We start from the raw sequence: 17,306 nt of genomic DNA, 5'->3' as shown, positions 1-17,306 counted from the left end.
GGATGGGACCCAGCAAGAAATACGTTATTCTTGTGGGCGATGGTATGGGTGATTACCCCGTTGAAGAACTCAATGGCAGGACTCCTCTCGAAGCAGCCCATACCCCTTTTATGGATATGCTTGCCGGATACGCAGAAATGGGAACGGTGAAAACCATTCCCGAGGGTATGGAAGCGGGAAGCGATGTGGCAAACATGAGCCTCCTCGGCTACAATCCCGAAGTATGCCACACGGGTCGAGGCCCTCTTGAAGCGGCAAGTATGGGCGTGCGCCTCGAAACAGGCGATATTGCCTTTAGGTGCAATTTCGTGACGGTTGAAAACAAAGACGGGATTAGAATTATGGCCGATTATTCTGCAGGCCATATAACAACCGAAGAAGCGCGGAACATAGTCAGAGATCTGAGGGGATGTCTCGAGGGGCTTCCGCTGGAGCTTTATCCCGGGGTGAGCTATCGCCATCTGCTTGTCTGGAAGGGTGGGCCCTCGGCTCTTAACACCACTCCCCCTCACGACATCCTGGGCCAGCCCGTTGATACCTACGAGGAGGTGTATAACACCACCCCCGTTTTGAAAACCTTTAGAGATCGGGCAAGGTCGGTTTTGCGGGATCACCCCGTTAACATTGAGCGTTTGTCCCGGGGGCAGAAACCCGTTACGGACCTCTGGCCCTGGGGACAGGGCCCGGCTCCGGCAATGCAGTCTCTTAAAGACAGGTGCGGCCTGTCGGGGATGGTTATAAGCGCCGTCGATCTTATAAAGGGCATAGGTGTTTATGCCGGTTTTGAAACCCCCGTTATCAACGGAGCCACAGGATATCTCGACACGAACTATGAAGAAAAAGTCCGGGTTGCTCTCGAAGGGCTGAGTCGTCTTGACTGTATTTACGTACATATAGAAGCGCCTGATGAAACCAGTCACGAAGGGGATCTTAAAAAAAAGCTTACCGCCATTGAGGACTTCGACCGCAGGGTCGTGGGCCCCATTCTGAAAGGAATCGTGGCTTTCGACTCCGTTGATTTGCTTGTTGTTACGGATCACTACACCCCTCTTTCGGTAAGAACCCATGTGCCTGAACCCGTCCCTTTTATGATCGTTCGCGACGCGAATAAAATCGCCCCAACGAACGCCGGTAATTGTGGATTTAATAGGAAATTTTGCGAAAAAGATGCTCAAAAGGCAGATCTGCATTTTCAATCGGGATCGGAATTGTTTTCGTACTTTGTTCAAAAATGCTGATTCGGGAATTTATCTATTTTGCCGGTATGTGCGGTTATTTCTGGGTCAGCATTTTCCCCCAATCTGAAATCTAAAAGTTCCATCAATTGTCATACTTCCGTGTGTGTGTTGTTTCCACTTTTGCTGCGGAAAGTATCGCAGGACCAGGAGCGGTACCGCCAGTTGGCCTGTTTTTCGGTAAAAATTTTCAATTGACGGTTGCCTGCTTTGACATACCGGGTTAACCATTAGTGGGTTTCATTCTTAAGCTCAAAGGAGGAGTGCCCTGATGGGAATGGATAATTCTCACGGATCCTGTCCTCATTGCCGGAATATCATGCTGAAGGCCGCTCAAGAGATTGGTCGCACGGAAAAAAAACGATACGTCGATCCCGTATGTGGCATGTCCACGGATGACCCCTCTGAGTATCTTTCCTACAGCTACCGGGGACAGATCTTCTATTTTTGTTCGGCTCATTGCTTGAACAAGTTCAAAGAGAATCCGGATTTTTACCTGAGCGGTAAGGTTGGGGGGGCGGAAAGGGCGGCTCATGTCAAAGGAGCCAGGTACATATGTCCCATGTGTCCCGAGGTTTCTCAGGATAGACCGGGGAATTGTCCGAAATGCGGGATGGCCCTTGAGCCGGATCTTTCATCGCTGGTATCCAGGAAAGTGTATACCTGCCCGATGCATCCCGAAGTCGTTCAGGATTTCCCGGGAACCTGTCCGAAATGCGGAATGGCCCTTGAAGCCAGGGATGTCGCCGTAGAAGAAGGCCCTAATCCTGAGTTCCTGGAGATGAAAAGGCGTTTCTGGGGAGCGCTCATCTTTGTCGTGCCTCTTATGATCGTTGCAATGTTACATATGATTCTGGATATTGGATCCGGCCTGCCCACCTGGGTCCTGAAAAATCATCAATATCTGCAGTTACTTCTGGCAACACCCGTTGTGGTATGGGCGGGATGGCCCTTTTACGTTCGAGCTGTCCAATCACTCCGCTATCTCTCTCCCAACATGTTTACCTTAATAGGTCTGGGAGTTCTTGCGGCCTACCTGTACAGCCTCGTCGCAGTATTATTCTCCAGAGCTTTCCCGGAATCCATGAGAACACCCGACGGCACCGTACCCGTCTATTTTGAAGCTTCCGCCATGATAATTTTGCTCGTGATCGTAGGCCAGCTTTTGGAAATCAAAGCCAGGGAGAAAACCGGTCAGGCCATAAAGGCGCTTCTCGGCCTTGCTCCAAAGACGGCAAGGAAGATAAGCGAGGACGGCTCGGAAGCGGATATTCCTCTCGATAGTGTTCAGAAAGGAGATCTTCTGAGGGTGAGGCCCGGAGAAAAGATCCCCGTGGACGGCCTTGTAATCGAGGGTTCATCCAATGTGGACGAATCTATGATTTCGGGGGAACCTCTTCCGGTTCAGAAAAAACCGGGGGACATGGTTATAGGAGGGACTTTAAACGGAAACGGTACGATGATAATCAGGGCCGAGCGTGTGGGTTCGGAAATGCTTTTGTCCCGGATTGTCCGGCTTGTGTCAGAAGCCCAGCGAAGCCGTGCCCCTATGCAGCGCATAGCCGATCGTGTGGCTGCTTACTTTGTTCCATCTGTTATCGGTACGGCACTGCTGGCTTTCTTTATCTGGTCTGTCTGGGGGCCTGAACCCAGGTTATCCTATGCTCTGGTTGCTGCCGTCTCTGTTTTGATTATCGCCTGTCCCTGCGCTCTGGGCCTTGCTACTCCCATGTCCATAACCGTGGCCATGGGCAAGGGAGCCTCCTTGGGCATTTTGTTCCGTAACGCCGAAGCCCTGGAAAATATGCACAGAATTGACACCCTGGTGGTCGATAAAACGGGGACCCTGACGGAGGGGAAACCTCAGGTAACCTGCGTCCTGACTGCAGGCGGTTTTGCTGAGGAAGATGTCCTAGCGATGGCCGCCGCGGTAGAAAAAGGAAGTGAACATCCTCTGGCAAGCGCCATAACATCCGAGGCTACCAGGCGGGGTCTTGCCGTCGAGGAAGCGGAAAAGTTTGAAAATTTCCCCGGGAAAGGGGTATCGGCCCTGTTGAACGGTAAGACCTGTCTTGTCGGGAGTGAACGATTTCTTAGAGACCAGAGTATCGACACCGGAGATATGAAAAAGGAAGCATTAAGGTGGCAGGCGGAAGGCAAAACCGTTATATGGGTTGCCGTGGATGGAATGGCCGCAGGAATTCTCGGTATAGAAGACCCCATTAAACCGACGACCGGCAGGGCTATCGAATTTCTCCGAAAAGAGGCAATAGAAATCGTAATGGTGACCGGAGATGGGAGGCAAAGCGCAGAAGCGGTTGCGTCCAGGCTGGGGATTAACAGGGTTATTGCCGAAGTTTTGCCTGAAGAGAAGTATCAGATTGTTCAAAATTTTAAACGAGAAGGACGCTTCGTTGCTATGGCAGGCGACGGTATAAATGATGCCCCGGCCCTGGCAGCATCAGATGTGGGAATAGCCATGGGTAACGGTACGGATGTGGCCATCGAAAGTGCAGATGTTACCCTGATCAAAGGAGACCTGAGGGGTATTGTGAGAGCAATAATACTCAGCCGGGCTACCGTCAGAAACATAAGGCAAAATTTGTTTTTTGCCTTTATTTACAATACTTTAGGAGTTCCAATCGCAGCAGGGCTCCTTTATCCCTTTTTTGGGGTTTTACTTTCGCCCGTCATAGCCGCCGCAGCTATGAGTTTGAGCTCACTTTCCGTTATCTCGAATGCGTTGAGATTGAGAAAGGTCAGAGCGGAGGTTATTTAGAACGGTTAAATCAAACAGAAGGAGGTAAGGCTTTGAGCGATCAGGTAAAGGTTTATGCTCTTAGCACCTGCATTCACTGCAGGAACACGAAGGAGTTTTTGAAGAAATGTGGAGTAGAATACGACTGTGTTGATGTTGATACTCTTACAGGGGAGGAGCGGGATCGGATTGTTGAAGAAGTTCGCCGCCTTAACCCGGAGCTCACATTTCCAACCGTTGTTATAGGGGACAGGATAATCGTAGGCTTTAAAGAAAAGGAACTTCGTGAAGCCCTGGGGCTTGATGAGGACTGACCCTGGCTCTTACCGCGAGAAATTTTTTGAAAGTGACGAAATAACTTGACGTGACGGGCTCTTTGGTATAGAAGGCTTTTGCTGTTGAGCGTCCCCATCGTCTAGCCAGGTCCAGGACACCGGCCTTTCACGCCGGCAACAGGGGTTCAAATCCCCTTGGGGACGCCAGAAAAGGGAAAAAACCCGACATGGTCCGGTGGCCATGTCGGGTTTTTTTTGGCTTGAGTTTTGCTTGCCGAAGATCTCCGGGAAAAAGAATTTTGCAAGGGGCTCGGAGTACTTTTGTAACTCTTGGTTCTGCATTCAAACGGAGGATGGTAAAGTGAAAAATTCCTGTTCCCGTGCACAATCACCCTCACTGTGCAACATGATTCGGCAATGGTTAGAGGCCAGAAAAGGGTCTGGAAGAGCGCTGTCTGCGGTTCTAATATCGATGATTTTTTTTATCTTGCTCTTTTGTCGTGATCTTAATGCCCATCGCCTTTTTTCCGATGATACCTACTTCGCCGGGATCCGAAGTTTGCAGGCCTATTCGGGAGAAAGGTCTATGTACCCCTTTGCAGATACTTCTGCTAGGAACGGGGAGAATCGCCTGCCGCCCCTTGTCACCCCCTTTGCGCTTTTTGTCATTTTGTTACTTTTTCTCGCCCTGGGCTTTTGTTTTGTGTCCATCAGGCGCAAGAACCGCCTTTTGAAGGGCCTTCAGAAGGATCTGGAAGATCAAAGGAGGGAAAACAGGTCGCTCACGGACAAACTCTTTCAAGCCCAGATGCGCTTTCAATCTTTCTTCAATTTCATGCCTATCGCCCTTCTTCTAATCGACGAAGAAGGAATCATCTGTCAGAGTAATGCCAGGGCCTGTCATGATTTTGGCTTTAAACTTGATGGAAGGAGATTGAGGGACCTGATCGATCCTGAGGAAGCCGAAAAATTGGAGCTTGCACTGGATTGTGTCCTAGGTGGCTTTAATCAATCGCTTACTGTCTCAATGATGGGGGTCAGCAGAAAAATGCCCTGCCGAATAATGCTGGCTCCGATTACCGGCGAATCCACCCCAAGGGTGCTCTGTGCGCTTTTCGATGAATCAGAACGCATCGATCTTGAAAACCGAATCCGTGAGCGAACCCGACTTCTGGAAAAGGTGATTGACGGTATTCCCGTGGCAACCTTCATGATAGATACAACGGGTAAGGTGCTGATATGGAACAGAGCTTCCGAACTGATAACGGGTATCGGACGAGACGAAGTTATTGGAAAAATGCTTGACCTGAAACCCCTTTTTGGAGGAAGAGAACTTCCCGTTCCTGCCCTTTTGCTTCTGGAGCATAGCCCTGAGGAGATAGGAGCAAAATTTAGAGGTCGAATCAGGCAGCATGATCAATTCCCGAATGCCGTAGAAGCTCGGGGGATGATCTTTGCAGGCAGAGAAGAACGCTATGTTCACATAGTGGCCGCAGGAATTCATGACGATGAGGGAAAACTGATTGGCGTCGTGCAGTGTGCTAAGGATGTTACGGAAGAGTTAAGGTTAAGGGAAAATGTCTTTCAAATTCAGAAAATGGAAGCAATAGGAAGACTGGTATCGGGGATTGCCCACGATTTAAACAATGCATTAACCGTCATTCTCGGAGGGTGTGATCTTCTGGGCATATGCCTGGACGACAGGGAAAATGCCGAGAGGTATCTTCAGGAAATTCGCGGAGCCGTACAACGAGCGGGGAAGTTGGTTGAACGATTGCTGGGCTACAGCAAACGCCAGCGCTTCTTACCCCGAACGGTTGACATCAATGAAAATGTCAGAAATGCCGTGAGCAGCATAGCCGACGCTCTGGGTGAAGACATTACCGTTGAACTGCAACTGGATTCCCGACCGATCCTCTGCCGTGTCGATCCCTTCCATCTGGAGCAGTCAGTGGTGAATTTAATCGTAAATGCCCGGGAAGCCATTTCTTCAGGTGGCAGGATTACCGTAACCACGGGTATTGAAAAAATTGATAAGACCTTGACAATACATCACTTTTCGGTTCCAAGGGGAGTTTATGCCAGGATTTCCGTTTCTGATAATGGTTCCGGGATAGAAAAAGAGATTTTGAAACACATATTTGAGCCCTATTTTACTACCAAAAAGGGTGGATCCGGACTTGGACTGGCAATGGTTTACGGCTTCGTTAACCAGAGCGGTGGTCACATCACTGTGGACTCGACCGTCGGAAAGGGAACGACCTTCACGATCTATCTCCCCCTTGTCGCTGCAGATCAGGAAAACTTTGATAACTCCGGTAATAACCAAAAGGTGAAGAATATTCTGGTCGTTGAGGACGATCCCACAATCCGGGAGATCCTGCAATCAACCTTAAGCAGTGCAGGATATGCGGTGAGAACCGCCGATTCCTTTGAACAGGCGCTTACCCTTTTTCAGGAAGGTTCGGCATCTTTCGATTTGCTAATTGTTGATGTGGTTTTGCCTGACCGTTCTGGGTGGGAAGTGGCCGAAGCTCTCCTGAAGATAAAACCGGACCTTAAAGTATTATACATGACCGGTTATAACGGCCAATATCTGGAAAAACTCGGGCTGACCCACGAAAAATTAAAGCAAATAATTCAAAAGCCCTTCACAACGGACGAGCTTCTAAGGCGCATAAAAGAGATAAGTTGATTTTATCCTGCCGGATCGATAGGCTCTCTTTGACGGGTTGCCCTCTCCGAAAAGGCGTGTTAATTCAAAGCCGGGTTGGGCGGCTTATCGTGTTTAAGTTTGTAGCGTCGGGAGCGATTGCCATGGCTGCTTCGTTTACGCATCTGGACGAAGAAGGCCGGGTTCGGATGGTTGACATAACATCCAAGGAACCCACGGTTCGGGAAGCACGGGCGGAAGGGGCTATCAGGATGAGTCCGGAGCTCCTGGATATGGTTGTGTGCGGAAAAGTCCCGAAGGGAAATGTCTTCGAAACGGCCCGTATTGCCGGTATCATGGCTGCAAAGAAAACGGCGGATTTAATTCCTCTGTGCCACCCCTTACAGTTGACCGCCGTTTCCCTGGACTTCACCGTGGACCGCAAACTTCCCGGCGTTCACATAACCGCCATCGTCAGGACAACGGACAGGACAGGGGTTGAAATGGAAGCCCTGACGGCGGTGTCGGTTGCGGCCCTTACCGTTTACGACATGTGCAAGGCTCTTGACAAAACCATGACAATTGACCAAATACGACTTGTTTACAAATCCGGAGGAAAAAGCGGGGTCTTCGTACGAGACGGCAATCTCGTGCTCAATTCCGATGAAGGGGAAACCAATTTGCAGAGGTAATTTTTATGGATCAGGAAACCTTGAATTACTTCAAAAAGCTGCTGGAAGATCGTCTTCAGGAGCTTCTGAAAGAGGCTGAAAAAACCATGCAGGAGATGACGGGAGAAAACACCTTCTTCCCGGATCCAACGGACAGAGCTTCTCTGGAAACGGACAGGAACTTCCTGCTACGGATTCGTGATAGGGAACGCAAGCTTATAGCAAAAATAAGAGAAGCCCTGGAAAGGATTGAAAACGGCACTTACGGTATATGTGAAGGCTGTGGCGATGAAATAGACATAGAACGCCTCAAAGCCCGCCCTGTGACCACCCTTTGCATAGAATGCAAAAGGAAACAGGAGGCTCTTGAAAAACTAAGGGGTGAATAGGGTCCGTTCGTCGGGGTAGACGTGGACGACATCGCCTGCGAGTACCTTTCTTTTTTCTCCGTCGGGAAGTTGAATTACAAGCGATCCTTCGGGTGAGAAATCGCAGGCAAACCCCGCAATTTTTTCTTCTCCAGTGTCAATAACAACCTGGCATCCCAGTAGCATGGACATTGCTTTCAGCTTTTCGCTCCATATTTCCCACCCTTCTGACAAGTAATTTTTATAGGCTTTTTCGAAATTGTTCAGGAAATTAGAAACAATGTGCTGTCTCGTGATTTTTCGGTCTTTCGGTGCTTCAAGGGTTACCGAAGTGGGGGGATACCTGAAAGTGCCACCGGAAAAATCCTCTTGCCCGTGATGAACGTTTATGCCTATGCCGATTACCACAAATCTTGCCCTTTGAGGTTCAATCTGACTTTCTGCCAGAATACCTGCTACTTTTTTCCCTTTTATGACGACATCATTGGGCCACTTTACCCTTGCGTCTATGTCGTACATAACGTTGAGTGTGGCGGCCAGCACTATACCGGTAAGCAGAGTTAGCTGTGGAACCTGCCGGGGAGGAATATCAGGTCGCAATATAACCGACATGTATATACCTTTACCGGGAACGGAAAGCCACGAACGGCCGAGTCTTCCGCGACCCTTTGTCTGAGCCTCGGCCACAACGCAGGTACCCTCCGGCGCTCCGTCAAGCGCTAAAGAAACGGCTAAATCGTTTGTGGATCCCACTTCGTAGCAGTAATGGTAGGAGCGCCCCATATTTTCTGTGGCAAGCAGGGAAAGGATTGCAACAGGGTGTAGAGTGTCCGGCTCATGTATTAACCTGTAACCCGTCCCCGTTCGTTTTTCGAACCTATAACCCAGGCTTTCGATTTCTCCTATGTACTTGGATATCATCGTGCGCGATACGCCGAAGCGGCTTGCGAGGTACCCTCCCGATACGGGCTTCTGACCGGCTTTTCCGAATATCTTCAGTATTTTGGAAAGACGAGCCGTCTTTTCGTCAATTGTTACCCTGTCTTCCGTCAACATATTGTTACTCCTGATGCCAGAAGCGTTTGTCAGGACATTCCGCGCAAAGTAGCAGCAATAAGAACCGTAAGTTCAACGAGTTCGCAGGTGGCTCCAAAGAGGTCTCCCGTTAGCCCCCCGAAATTTTTAGCAAAGTTACGTCTTAAAATTATTACCTCAAGGAAGACCAGAAAAGCCGTGAAGACGATAAATCGAGGGCGGTAGATCAGAAAAGGAATCCACCACAGCAGGGAGAGAATGAAATGTTTTTTTGTAAAACCTGATAAGAAAAGGTCTCCTAATCCCTGTTGAGTATTTCTCTGTGCGGGTTGCATTCCAATTGCGACCGCCACCATTGAAGACCGGCTGAACAGAGGTGCGCAGAGAATTGGGAAAAGACAGCCGCGGTCGATCAAAAAGGATAATGCCGTTGTCTTTCCGATAATGACAAAGAACAGGGCCATTACCCCGAAGGAGCCAACGCGACTGTCCTTGAGAATTTCCAGGCGTTTTTCTCGAGTGTATCCACCACCGAGGGCATCGGCCCAGTCGGCCAGACCGTCCAGATGAAGACCCCGGGTAATCCAGGCAAGAAAGGCGACGATTATAAAAGACGAAATTTCGGGCGGAAATAACCTCGTGAGAAGGACTGCACCCCCGGCACATACAGCCCCCAGTAAAATGCCCACACCGGGAAAGTAGGGGAAGGTACGGGAAAGGTTGGCCTGTGCTGATGAAACCGCCGGAGCAGGTAAGGGAATACGGGTCAAAAATGACAGGGTGAGAAGCGCATCATTCAGGATGACCATCTTTTACTACCACCGGGATTCCCGCAACCATCCAGGTTACCGTGCTGGCGAGATCGGCTAACTTCTGATTGGTAATTCCCGAAAGATCCCGGAAACTCCTGGCGAGTTCGTTTTCGGGAACTATGCCGAGCCCGACCTCGTTGGACACCACTATTATGGGTATCTCCTGCTCCTTCGCCAGAAGATTACAAAGAAAATCGACTTCTCTTTGTGCATCAAAGGAATCGGACAGTAAAAGATTTGTGAGCCACATGGTTACGCAATCTACAAGTACGACGTTGCCGAGCCTTTTTGCCCTTTCTAAGGCGTCGGCGAGCCTGTAAGGTTCTTCCACCGTGGTCCATTCACTTCCCCGGCGCTTTCTGTGAGCCGCAATCCGCTCGGCCGTTTCTCTATCCAGGGCAAGGCTCGTTGCCAAATACACCCGGGGGGCGGGGAATGTCAGGGCCAGCTTTTCTGCGTGAAGGCTTTTGCCGCTTCGTGCTCCCCCTATTACCAGATGTACTCCGGGAAAAAGCTTCATGGCCTCTGCTCTTCTATGTAGTTTTTGAGATATTCAGAAACCAGACTTTCCACCAGATGGGGCAAAGGCTCTCGGATGGTGCCTACTATGTGTACCGGCTCTTGGGCAAGGGGGATTAGAAACTTTCTGGCTCTGGACGCTCCTATGGCCGAAGCAATCTCACTCGTGACCTCGCCCATCATGGAATGGGCTATAACTATGGAAATGGGCCCCACTATAATGTCCACTCGGTCTGCACAGTGACAAATGGCCGAAGAGCCCGTTGCTCCCCGATTTGCGCCGGCTTTGAGCATCTGAGAGGTTGCAATTGCGTTCGTTCCCAGGGCCCATACCTCTACGGACTCCCCGAAAACCTCTTTGATCTTCTTTATGATAACCGAGCCGATACCTCCGCCCTGACCATCAATGACGGCTATACGGATCACCTCTTATCCCTCCGTATCCTGCTTTTCGGTTTGAGAAACAATTTGAGAAACAATTCGATCGAGTTCTTCTTCGTCTCCTGCTTCTATGACTATCTGTAACTTTTTCTTGAACCTGCGGATCTTTACTTCTGTTCGGAGTATCGATGAGATCAACTGTTCTCTGGCAGTGAAATAATCCCGGTTTTCCAGAGACCTGTTTTTATCCCCTTCTTGGGAACCATCATGGAATCTTTCGGAGAGCAAATGAGCCCGTCTTTCTGTTTCTCTGACGGTAAGCCCCTGAGCCAGTATCTGATCCCTTAACCTGTGCATCAGCTCCCGGTCTGGAAGGCTCAAAAGGGCTCTGGCGTGACCCATAGATAGCCGTCCTTCAAGAACGTCTTTCTGGATATCCTCCGGCAGGGCCAGGAGCCTCATGGTGTTTGCAACGGCCGAGCGGCTCTTGCCCACACGGTTTGCGATATCTTCCTGAGTCAGTCCGAATTCTTCCTGAAGCCTTCTATAAGCAAGGGCTTCTTCGATGCAGGTCAGGTCCTTCCTCTGGATGTTTTCAATAAGTGCCAGTTCAACCGCCTCAACCGACGAAGCCTCCTTCAGGATAACGGGAACTTCTGACAGTCCAGCCTTCCTTGCAGCCCTCCAGCGGCGCTCCCCTGCAATTATGACATACCTGCCTTTAGTGCTTCCTTGGGTTACTATGAGGGGTTGCAGAAGGCCTTTTTCCTTTATGGATACTGCCAGCTCTTCCAGCGATTCGTCGTCTTCAACGGCAATTCTGGGCTGGTATGGATTGGGCTCCAGCGTATCAAGGGGGCAGAAGAAAATTTTCAGATCGTCTCTGAACATCCATTCCGTTGGAGTTGACATTAAATCGTTCAAAGACCTTCCCAGTCCTTTCTTTTTCGTCATTTTTTGCTCCGGGGTTTTTCCACAAAAGCCTGAGCAAGTTTACGATATGCCCTGGATCCTGCGCAAGAGGGATCGTAAAGTATTACGGGCAGGCCATGACTCGGAGCTTCGCTAAGCCGCACATTTCTCGGTATCGGCGGGTCATAGGTATGAAAGGGGGAATGCCGCCTGACTTCGCGGATAACTTGATGGGCCAGGCGATTGCGCCTGTCGAACATGGTGAAGACTATGCCGTCAACGGTGAGGGTGGGGTTCCAGCGCAACCTCACGTTTCTAATGGTTTCGAGCAAAAGTGAAAGCCCTTCAAGGGCGTAATATTCACACTGTATGGGTATGATAACGGCATCTGCCGAAACAAGGGCGTTCAGGGTGAGAATTCCCAGGGAAGGCGGACAGTCTATGAATACGTAGCTGCACCGGCTTTTCAAAAGGGGCATACGGTTGGCGAGAAGAAAAACACTGTCGTGCTTTGACCACTCAAAGGATGCAAGGCTTGCGTGGGAAGGCAGTAACCAGAAGGGTAGTTTTTCGATGGGCTGGACCAGCGGAGGCAGGCCGCCGTCTTCCTGTAGAAAGGAAAGAAAAGATCGGCTGCCTGAGGAAAGCCTGACACCAAGCCCACTTGACGCATTGGCCTGGGGGTCTCCGTCTATCAAGATGACACTGTGCCCCATTTCGGCGACGCAGACCGAAAGGTTGACAGCCGTTGTGGTCTTACCGACCCCACCCTTTTGATTGACCACGGCAACGACGTATGCCTTTTGTTCGGCCATCCTGGGGCTTCTCTCCGGAAAAATGTTTCACGTGAAACATTCACAACCGTTCTTTAACCAGTAGGGCCCACCGATCAAATAATTGATTATACCGCAATATGAAAACTCCGCCTTCTAAGGTTCGTACCCTGAAATACCGCATGGGCACCCGTGTTTCGTCGGCGTAACCCTCATACCATCTATCTATGACGTCATCAATAGTCCACCACCTGTTTTTCCAATAAAACCTTCTGGGCTCCTGCTGACCCGTATAAAAATCGAGAGTTTCAACCTCTACGGCTTCAAACATCACGGTTCTTTCCGCCCAGCTTCCTGTTGAAGGACATGAGAAGGTTGTAAAGTGTCCTTATCGTCGGCGTTTCCACCCCGAGTTCTTCGGCCTTCTTAACGGCTTTTCCCAGTATGGCTTCGCACTCCATAGGCCGTCCTTTTTCGTAGTCCAAAAGCATGCTCGTTTTGTAGGGGCTCATAGCCCTGGTTGCCTCAAGGTTTTCGTCGACCACGGCAGGCGACAGGGGATGACCGTCGGCATCGGCAAGCCTTACCACTTCTTCCATAACCGATCTGGCAATGTTCAGTAGATACGGGTCTGAGACAATCTCCCCCGTGTCTTTTCCGCCGGCCAGGACCGAAAGAGGATTAAAGGCAGCATTCCACACCAATTTCCCCCATCTGGCCCTTATGATATCTTCAGTAACTTCACAGGGCACCCCGGCCTTTTTGAAAGTATCGGCAAGAAGTCGTGTTTTTTTCGATACCCCCTGGGGATAGTCTCCCAGCACTATTCTTCCATAGTCGGTGTGGCAGATGTAACCGGGTTGAGTGCGAAAGGTACAGACAAAAGCTATTCCGCCTATGACGGTAAGGTCCGGCCTGAATTTTTTGACGGGTTCTTCAATGTAAATGCCGTTCTGGAGTAGCACCACCGCTACCTCGTCGCTCTTTTCCGGCAGTCCTTCCAGCAATTTCAGCGCCGTATCATCGGAGACGGCCTTGGTACAGACAAGGAGATAGTCAGGTATGGGATCGCACTCTGAAACAGATCTTACAACCTTATGAGGCCGGTAGTGAAAGGATCCCCAGATGCTTTCAACGGTAATTCCCCTGTCTCGTATGACCTCGTAGTCGGATCGACAGACCATGGTGACGTGAACACCTGCCTGATAGAGCTTTCCTCCGTAAAGCCCTCCAATGCCTCCGCTACCGATTACGGCAACATTCATTACAATCCCCCTTCTTCAAATTAAAAAGGCCTTCTGGTGTCGCAAACCCTATTCCACCATAGCCGTATGAGTGACATCGCCCTTTTTACGTCACCATACGATAATTCGGCTTCCTTTAAGGGAAGCAACCCATAGCTTTCCAGTGCTTCCCAATCGTCGGGCTTTAACCAGCCTGTGTGTCCTTCCGGATGAACCAGGGAAGTCCTTAATTCCAGCCACCTGAGAATTCTAAAGGCATCAGCGATCTTTTCCGCTTCCCGAGGATTTACATTCCAGGTATCCAAAACCCCCGGCAGCAGTTCTCCCGTGGTAGTACCGGGCGTCCATCCAGGCCGATTCCAGACGACCACCGTTCCCTGACACCATAACTCAATATCGGCGAGGCCGCCGCTACCAAGCTTGATGTGAATTCCCTCCCTGTCCCCGGTTTCACCCAGGCGTTCCTCTTCCATGCGTTTGCGCAGATCGCAAAGCCGTCTCCATACCTTCTCCGGATCTCTTGGAACCGAAAGGATTTCGGTCACCCTGTCCACAAGAACGCGGGCAAGCTCACCGTTTCCAGCTACCGGTCGAAACCTGACAAGAGAAGCGTATTCCCAGGGATCGGCCTGATCCTGATAGTATTCATCCCAGGCTCTTCTGGTAACCACAAGAGGTCCGTAATTTCCAGAGGGGCGCAGACGCATATCCACCTCATAACCGGGTCCTTCTTCAAGATTTATGGAGAGAAGCCTGACAAATCTTTGCACCAGTTTTACCGTTTCTTCGGGTATCTGTTCAAGACCTTTGCCGTTATCGGCGAGTTCGGCGGAGAAAACGAACATGAGGTCAAGGTCCGAATGGTACCCCATTTCTCTGCTGCCCAGCTTTCCCAGTGCACATACGCAGAGCGGATAGGCTTCGGGATTAATTCCAAGCCGTTCGCAGGTAATCCTGTAGGTCTGATTTACAAAGTATTCGGCAAGACGGGTTAGCTCGGTTCCGATTATTTCCGGTCCCGGGTTCTTCAGGATGTCCTGCAGGACAATCGTGAGAAGGCGTTCATTTTTAAAACGCCGGAGCCACTGGATTTTTTCCTCAAAAGCCGGAGTTGACTCCATTACGGCACTGCACTCAGATGACCAATCTTCAAAGTCCTGAAAGGTGTCCTTAAGATTTTCGGCAAGGCCGGGAAGATGAATCAGAATGTTTGCTGCAAAAGGGCTTCGTATCAGCGCCTCCAGAGCTCTTTGAAGTGTCCGATTGGATTGATGTCTTCTGCTTCCTCCAAGAAAAAACTTTACCAAACCCGGTCTTCGAAGTACGCCTTCCATGAAGCGGATTATTTTCACCGCTGCAGTTTCAGCGGGAAAGGAATTTGGAAGCTTGCAAACCAATGTTGAGCTCCTGTCGGCAACTACGGCAACGAAGGCTTTTTTCTCCTCCGAAAGCTCTTTAGAAGCCGACCACTTTTCAATTATTTCCTTAATACACCTCGAGTTTAAAGCCTCTGTTTCTTCCTCCTCTTTCGGCACTTCTTCGCCTCTACCCCCGTATCGTGTGAACTCTTCACCAAAGAGAGAGCGGAACTGGTTGTTAACGAAGTCGGTCTGGTTGTGAAGATGTTTTATAAACTGCTCAATGTAGGGTCCGACCTCCTCGGAAGGGTGAACCCTCATAACGGCACGAACCAGCTTTTCCATTGCCGTTGCGGACCTGGGGATCTTGTGGCTCTGAACGTTGTTCGCAAGCTGAATCCAGTGTTCCGTCCTCCTCAGAAACTCGTAGGCCTCGCTCAGCTTCATAGCCACATCTTCCGGAAGGATTTCTTCCTTTGCAAGTTTCTTAAGGGCCTTTAAGGTTGAAGCCTCACGAAGGTCCGGTTTTCTCCCCCCGTATATGATCTGAAGAGCCTGCACTATGAATTCTATTTCCCTTATGCCACCAATGCCGAGTTTAACGTCGTAACCCGGCCCGGGTTTTGTGGGAGGTGTTTCGGAAAGAATCCTGTCTCGCATCCGCCGTATCTCGTCCAGCGCCTGAAAGTCGAGAAAACGACGGTATATGAAGGGCTGAACTTCCCTTATCAGGTAATTACCCAGACTTATGTTACCGGCAAGGGGGGAGGCCTTGATAAGAGCAAATCTTTCCCAGCTCTGACCTTCCACAAGGTAATGGTGTAATGCAAAGGGCAGAGGGACGACCAGTTCCGAGTCTTTTCCGCCGGGTCTTAAGCGCAGATCTACTTTGAACAGCCGATCACCCTCCACGATGTCGTCCACCAGATGAACTAAGGCATGGCATAAACGGGTTAGAGTTGAGACGACTTCGTGAAGCAGGCGGTTGGATGAGGTCGGATCCATCTCGTATATGAACATAATATCCACATCTGAAACAAAATTCAGTTCGTGGGCTCCCAGCTTGCCGAGTCCGATTACCGCAAGGGATAGATTTCCTGATTTTATTTCATCAATAAGCAAAACCCCGTTCCAAAGATGGGGAAATTTTTCGAGAAATTGGTAAGCCGTTTGAAATGCAGCGCAGGCGAAATCCGATAGCTGACCCGTTGAACTCTGGAGGTCGTCCAAACCGATTAGGTCCCTCAGGGCGAGTCTCAGGAAATGTCTTTGCTTCACCCGCCTCATAGCTCTGGCTACCTCGGCCAGAGAAGGAGCTTCACCGATTTCTTTCTGAAAATCCCTGTGAACATCCAAAAGCGAAAAGCTTCTTCTTATCGATTTCTGATCCCATAACCATTCAGAGTATTCCGGAAATCTCTGAAGGAGGGTTTTCGCATAGTTGGAGGCCAGTTCCAGGGCTTGTCTTTGATCGGAAGGATCCGTAATATCTAGCTGGGCTTTTTCGGACATCGAGGTTCCTCCACATTAAGAGGTTTTCATGGCAACTTATGTCTTTATACCGGCAAGGTACTCTTCGACAAGGCTTCCCGGAAAGCCTCTTTTGAAGTTGGCGGGGAAGTCCTTATTAAGGTGGGTTTACGAGGGATGCTCCCGGAGCCTGAAAGCCGATAATGTGATAATAGCCACGGATGATGAAAGGATTCGTGAGGAAGCCGAAAGCTTCGGTGCATCTGTCGTGCTGACCAGTTCCGAACACTTGTCCGGGACCGATAGAATAGCCGAAGCGGCCGAGAAGTACGGTTGCCGCGACGAGGACGTCATTATTAACGTACAGGGTGATGAACCCACGGTTGACGGGCAGATTGTGGACGATTTGATAACGGCTTGTGTGGAGTATCCGGAATTCTCCATTATTACGCTGGCCTATCGATCAAAATCAAAAGAAGAATTCCTGAATCCCAACACCGTCAAGGTTGTTTTTGATAACGAAATGCGAGCTCTTTACTTTTCCCGTGCTCCGATACCACACGTCAGAGACGACACGTCTGATAATCTGGTCTGGTGGAAGCATCTGGGGTTTTATGGTTATCGTTACGGCTTTTTGAAAACTTTTGTGAAGTTGCCACCGGGTAAGCTGGAACAACTTGAGCGCCTGGAACAGCTCAGAGCCCTTGAACGGGGCTATTCCGTTAAAATTCTTCCGTCTTCACGGGATACAATTTCTATAGATACGCCGGACGATGTTGAAGAATTTCTCAGGTACCTGAAAAACAAGAAATGAAAGGGTCCGACCTAAATCGGACCCCTTA

At 50.0% G+C, this 17,306-nt stretch carries 16 protein-coding genes and 1 tRNA gene; 8 read left to right on the top strand and 9 right to left on the bottom strand.

The features are described from left to right. The first annotated feature begins 2 nt into the window (after window positions 1-2). From BM091_RS02580 to dksA, 7 genes are all read left to right on the top strand, one after another. On the top strand, window positions 3-1,238 hold the full coding sequence (locus BM091_RS02580) for a cofactor-independent phosphoglycerate mutase (RefSeq protein WP_093393241.1): 1,236 nt from the start codon (window positions 3-5) through the stop codon (window positions 1,236-1,238). A 268-nt stretch (window positions 1,239-1,506) separates the two neighbouring features. Further along, the gene (locus BM091_RS02575) at window positions 1,507-4,014 is read left to right on the top strand and encodes a heavy metal translocating P-type ATPase (protein WP_245735224.1); all 2,508 of its coding nucleotides are present in this window, start codon (window positions 1,507-1,509) and stop codon (window positions 4,012-4,014) included. Between the two features lie 32 nt (window positions 4,015-4,046). Then, entirely contained in the window at window positions 4,047-4,307 is a 261-nt protein-coding gene (locus tag BM091_RS02570) for a glutaredoxin family protein (RefSeq protein WP_093393240.1), read from the top strand. A 90-nt stretch (window positions 4,308-4,397) separates the two neighbouring features. After that, window positions 4,398-4,475, top strand: a tRNA-Glu gene (locus BM091_RS02565). Between the two features lie 379 nt (window positions 4,476-4,854). Then, complete coding sequence (locus BM091_RS02560; protein WP_177193494.1) at window positions 4,855-6,963, top strand: hybrid sensor histidine kinase/response regulator; 2,109 nt, start codon at window positions 4,855-4,857, stop codon at window positions 6,961-6,963. Window positions 6,964-7,085: 122 nt separating this feature from the next. Next, a complete protein-coding gene (gene moaC, locus BM091_RS02555; RefSeq protein WP_093393237.1) occupies window positions 7,086-7,613 on the top strand; it encodes a cyclic pyranopterin monophosphate synthase MoaC in 528 nt (175 codons plus the stop codon). A 5-nt stretch (window positions 7,614-7,618) separates the two neighbouring features. Further along, a complete protein-coding gene (gene dksA, locus BM091_RS02550; RefSeq protein ID WP_093393235.1) occupies window positions 7,619-7,981 on the top strand; it encodes an RNA polymerase-binding protein DksA in 363 nt (120 codons plus the stop codon). Here the strand turns inward: dksA and BM091_RS02545 are convergent. Genes BM091_RS02545 through glnE form a run of 9 tightly spaced genes read right to left on the bottom strand, consistent with a single transcriptional unit; the run spans window position 7,967 to window position 16,506 of the window. Next, window positions 7,967-9,016 carry a biotin--[acetyl-CoA-carboxylase] ligase gene (locus BM091_RS02545; protein WP_093393234.1) on the bottom strand — a complete coding sequence of 350 codons (1,050 nt, stop codon included), beginning with the start codon at window positions 9,014-9,016 and terminating at the stop codon, window positions 7,967-7,969. The genes dksA and BM091_RS02545 overlap by 15 nt on opposite strands. Before the next feature lie 29 nt (window positions 9,017-9,045). Beyond that, window positions 9,046-9,804: an adenosylcobinamide-GDP ribazoletransferase gene (gene cobS / locus BM091_RS02540; RefSeq protein ID WP_093393232.1), complete on the bottom strand. Its 759-nt coding sequence runs from the start codon at window positions 9,802-9,804 to the stop codon at window positions 9,046-9,048. After that, window positions 9,788-10,327: a bifunctional adenosylcobinamide kinase/adenosylcobinamide-phosphate guanylyltransferase gene (gene cobU / locus BM091_RS02535; protein WP_093393231.1), complete on the bottom strand. Its 540-nt coding sequence runs from the start codon at window positions 10,325-10,327 to the stop codon at window positions 9,788-9,790. Before cobU ends, cobS begins: the two co-directional genes overlap by 17 nt. Continuing rightward, complete coding sequence (locus BM091_RS02530; RefSeq protein WP_093393229.1) at window positions 10,324-10,752, bottom strand: DUF3842 family protein; 429 nt, start codon at window positions 10,750-10,752, stop codon at window positions 10,324-10,326. Before BM091_RS02530 ends, cobU begins: the two co-directional genes overlap by 4 nt. 3 nt (window positions 10,753-10,755) lie before the next feature. Continuing rightward, window positions 10,756-11,661, bottom strand: a complete 906-nt coding sequence (locus tag BM091_RS02525; protein ID WP_093393228.1) for a ParB/RepB/Spo0J family partition protein — start codon at window positions 11,659-11,661, stop codon at window positions 10,756-10,758. Continuing rightward, on the bottom strand, window positions 11,658-12,434 hold the full coding sequence (locus BM091_RS02520; RefSeq protein WP_093393226.1) for a ParA family protein: 777 nt from the start codon (window positions 12,432-12,434) through the stop codon (window positions 11,658-11,660). The genes BM091_RS02525 and BM091_RS02520 overlap by 4 nt, the downstream gene beginning before the upstream one ends. Window positions 12,435-12,474: 40 nt before the next feature. Then, window positions 12,475-12,723: a hypothetical protein gene (locus tag BM091_RS02515; protein WP_093393225.1), complete on the bottom strand. Its 249-nt coding sequence runs from the start codon at window positions 12,721-12,723 to the stop codon at window positions 12,475-12,477. Next, complete coding sequence (locus BM091_RS02510; RefSeq protein WP_093393223.1) at window positions 12,716-13,657, bottom strand: ketopantoate reductase family protein; 942 nt, start codon at window positions 13,655-13,657, stop codon at window positions 12,716-12,718. The genes BM091_RS02515 and BM091_RS02510 overlap by 8 nt, the downstream gene beginning before the upstream one ends. Window positions 13,658-13,677: 20 nt before the next feature. Continuing rightward, on the bottom strand, window positions 13,678-16,506 hold the full coding sequence (gene glnE / locus BM091_RS02505; protein ID WP_093393222.1) for a bifunctional [glutamate--ammonia ligase]-adenylyl-L-tyrosine phosphorylase/[glutamate--ammonia-ligase] adenylyltransferase: 2,829 nt from the start codon (window positions 16,504-16,506) through the stop codon (window positions 13,678-13,680). Between the two features lie 28 nt (window positions 16,507-16,534). Between glnE and kdsB the strand changes: the two genes are divergently transcribed. Further along, window positions 16,535-17,278, top strand: a complete 744-nt coding sequence (gene kdsB, locus BM091_RS02500) for a 3-deoxy-manno-octulosonate cytidylyltransferase (protein WP_093393220.1) — start codon at window positions 16,535-16,537, stop codon at window positions 17,276-17,278. Window positions 17,279-17,306: the final 28 nt, after the last annotated feature.

Origin of the sequence: Thermodesulforhabdus norvegica (assembly GCF_900114975.1) — a bacterium.
GTDB lineage: Bacteria > Desulfobacterota > Syntrophobacteria > Syntrophobacterales > Thermodesulforhabdaceae > Thermodesulforhabdus > Thermodesulforhabdus norvegica.
Note: the sequence above shows the minus strand (reverse complement) of the source record. Positions and strands in the feature narration are given on the sequence as shown.

Coding starts and splice junctions, on each gene's coding strand:
- BM091_RS02580 (WP_093393241.1), top strand. CDS start 3: ATGGGACCCAGCAAGAAATACGTTATTCTTGTGGGCGATGGTATGGGT.
- BM091_RS02575 (WP_245735224.1), top strand. CDS start 1,507: ATGGGAATGGATAATTCTCACGGATCCTGTCCTCATTGCCGGAATATC.
- BM091_RS02560 (WP_177193494.1), top strand. CDS start 4,855: ATGTACCCCTTTGCAGATACTTCTGCTAGGAACGGGGAGAATCGCCTG.
- moaC (WP_093393237.1), top strand. CDS start 7,086: ATGGCTGCTTCGTTTACGCATCTGGACGAAGAAGGCCGGGTTCGGATG.
- dksA (WP_093393235.1), top strand. CDS start 7,619: ATGGATCAGGAAACCTTGAATTACTTCAAAAAGCTGCTGGAAGATCGT.
- BM091_RS02545 (WP_093393234.1), bottom strand. CDS start 9,016: ATGTTGACGGAAGACAGGGTAACAATTGACGAAAAGACGGCTCGTCTT.
- cobS (WP_093393232.1), bottom strand. CDS start 9,804: ATGGTCATCCTGAATGATGCGCTTCTCACCCTGTCATTTTTGACCCGT.
- cobU (WP_093393231.1), bottom strand. CDS start 10,327: ATGAAGCTTTTTCCCGGAGTACATCTGGTAATAGGGGGAGCACGAAGC.
- BM091_RS02525 (WP_093393228.1), bottom strand. CDS start 11,661: ATGACGAAAAAGAAAGGACTGGGAAGGTCTTTGAACGATTTAATGTCA.
- BM091_RS02520 (WP_093393226.1), bottom strand. CDS start 12,434: ATGGCCGAACAAAAGGCATACGTCGTTGCCGTGGTCAATCAAAAGGGT.
- BM091_RS02515 (WP_093393225.1), bottom strand. CDS start 12,723: ATGTTTGAAGCCGTAGAGGTTGAAACTCTCGATTTTTATACGGGTCAG.
- BM091_RS02510 (WP_093393223.1), bottom strand. CDS start 13,657: ATGAATGTTGCCGTAATCGGTAGCGGAGGCATTGGAGGGCTTTACGGA.
- glnE (WP_093393222.1), bottom strand. CDS start 16,506: ATGTCCGAAAAAGCCCAGCTAGATATTACGGATCCTTCCGATCAAAGA.
- kdsB (WP_093393220.1), top strand. CDS start 16,535: ATGGCAACTTATGTCTTTATACCGGCAAGGTACTCTTCGACAAGGCTT.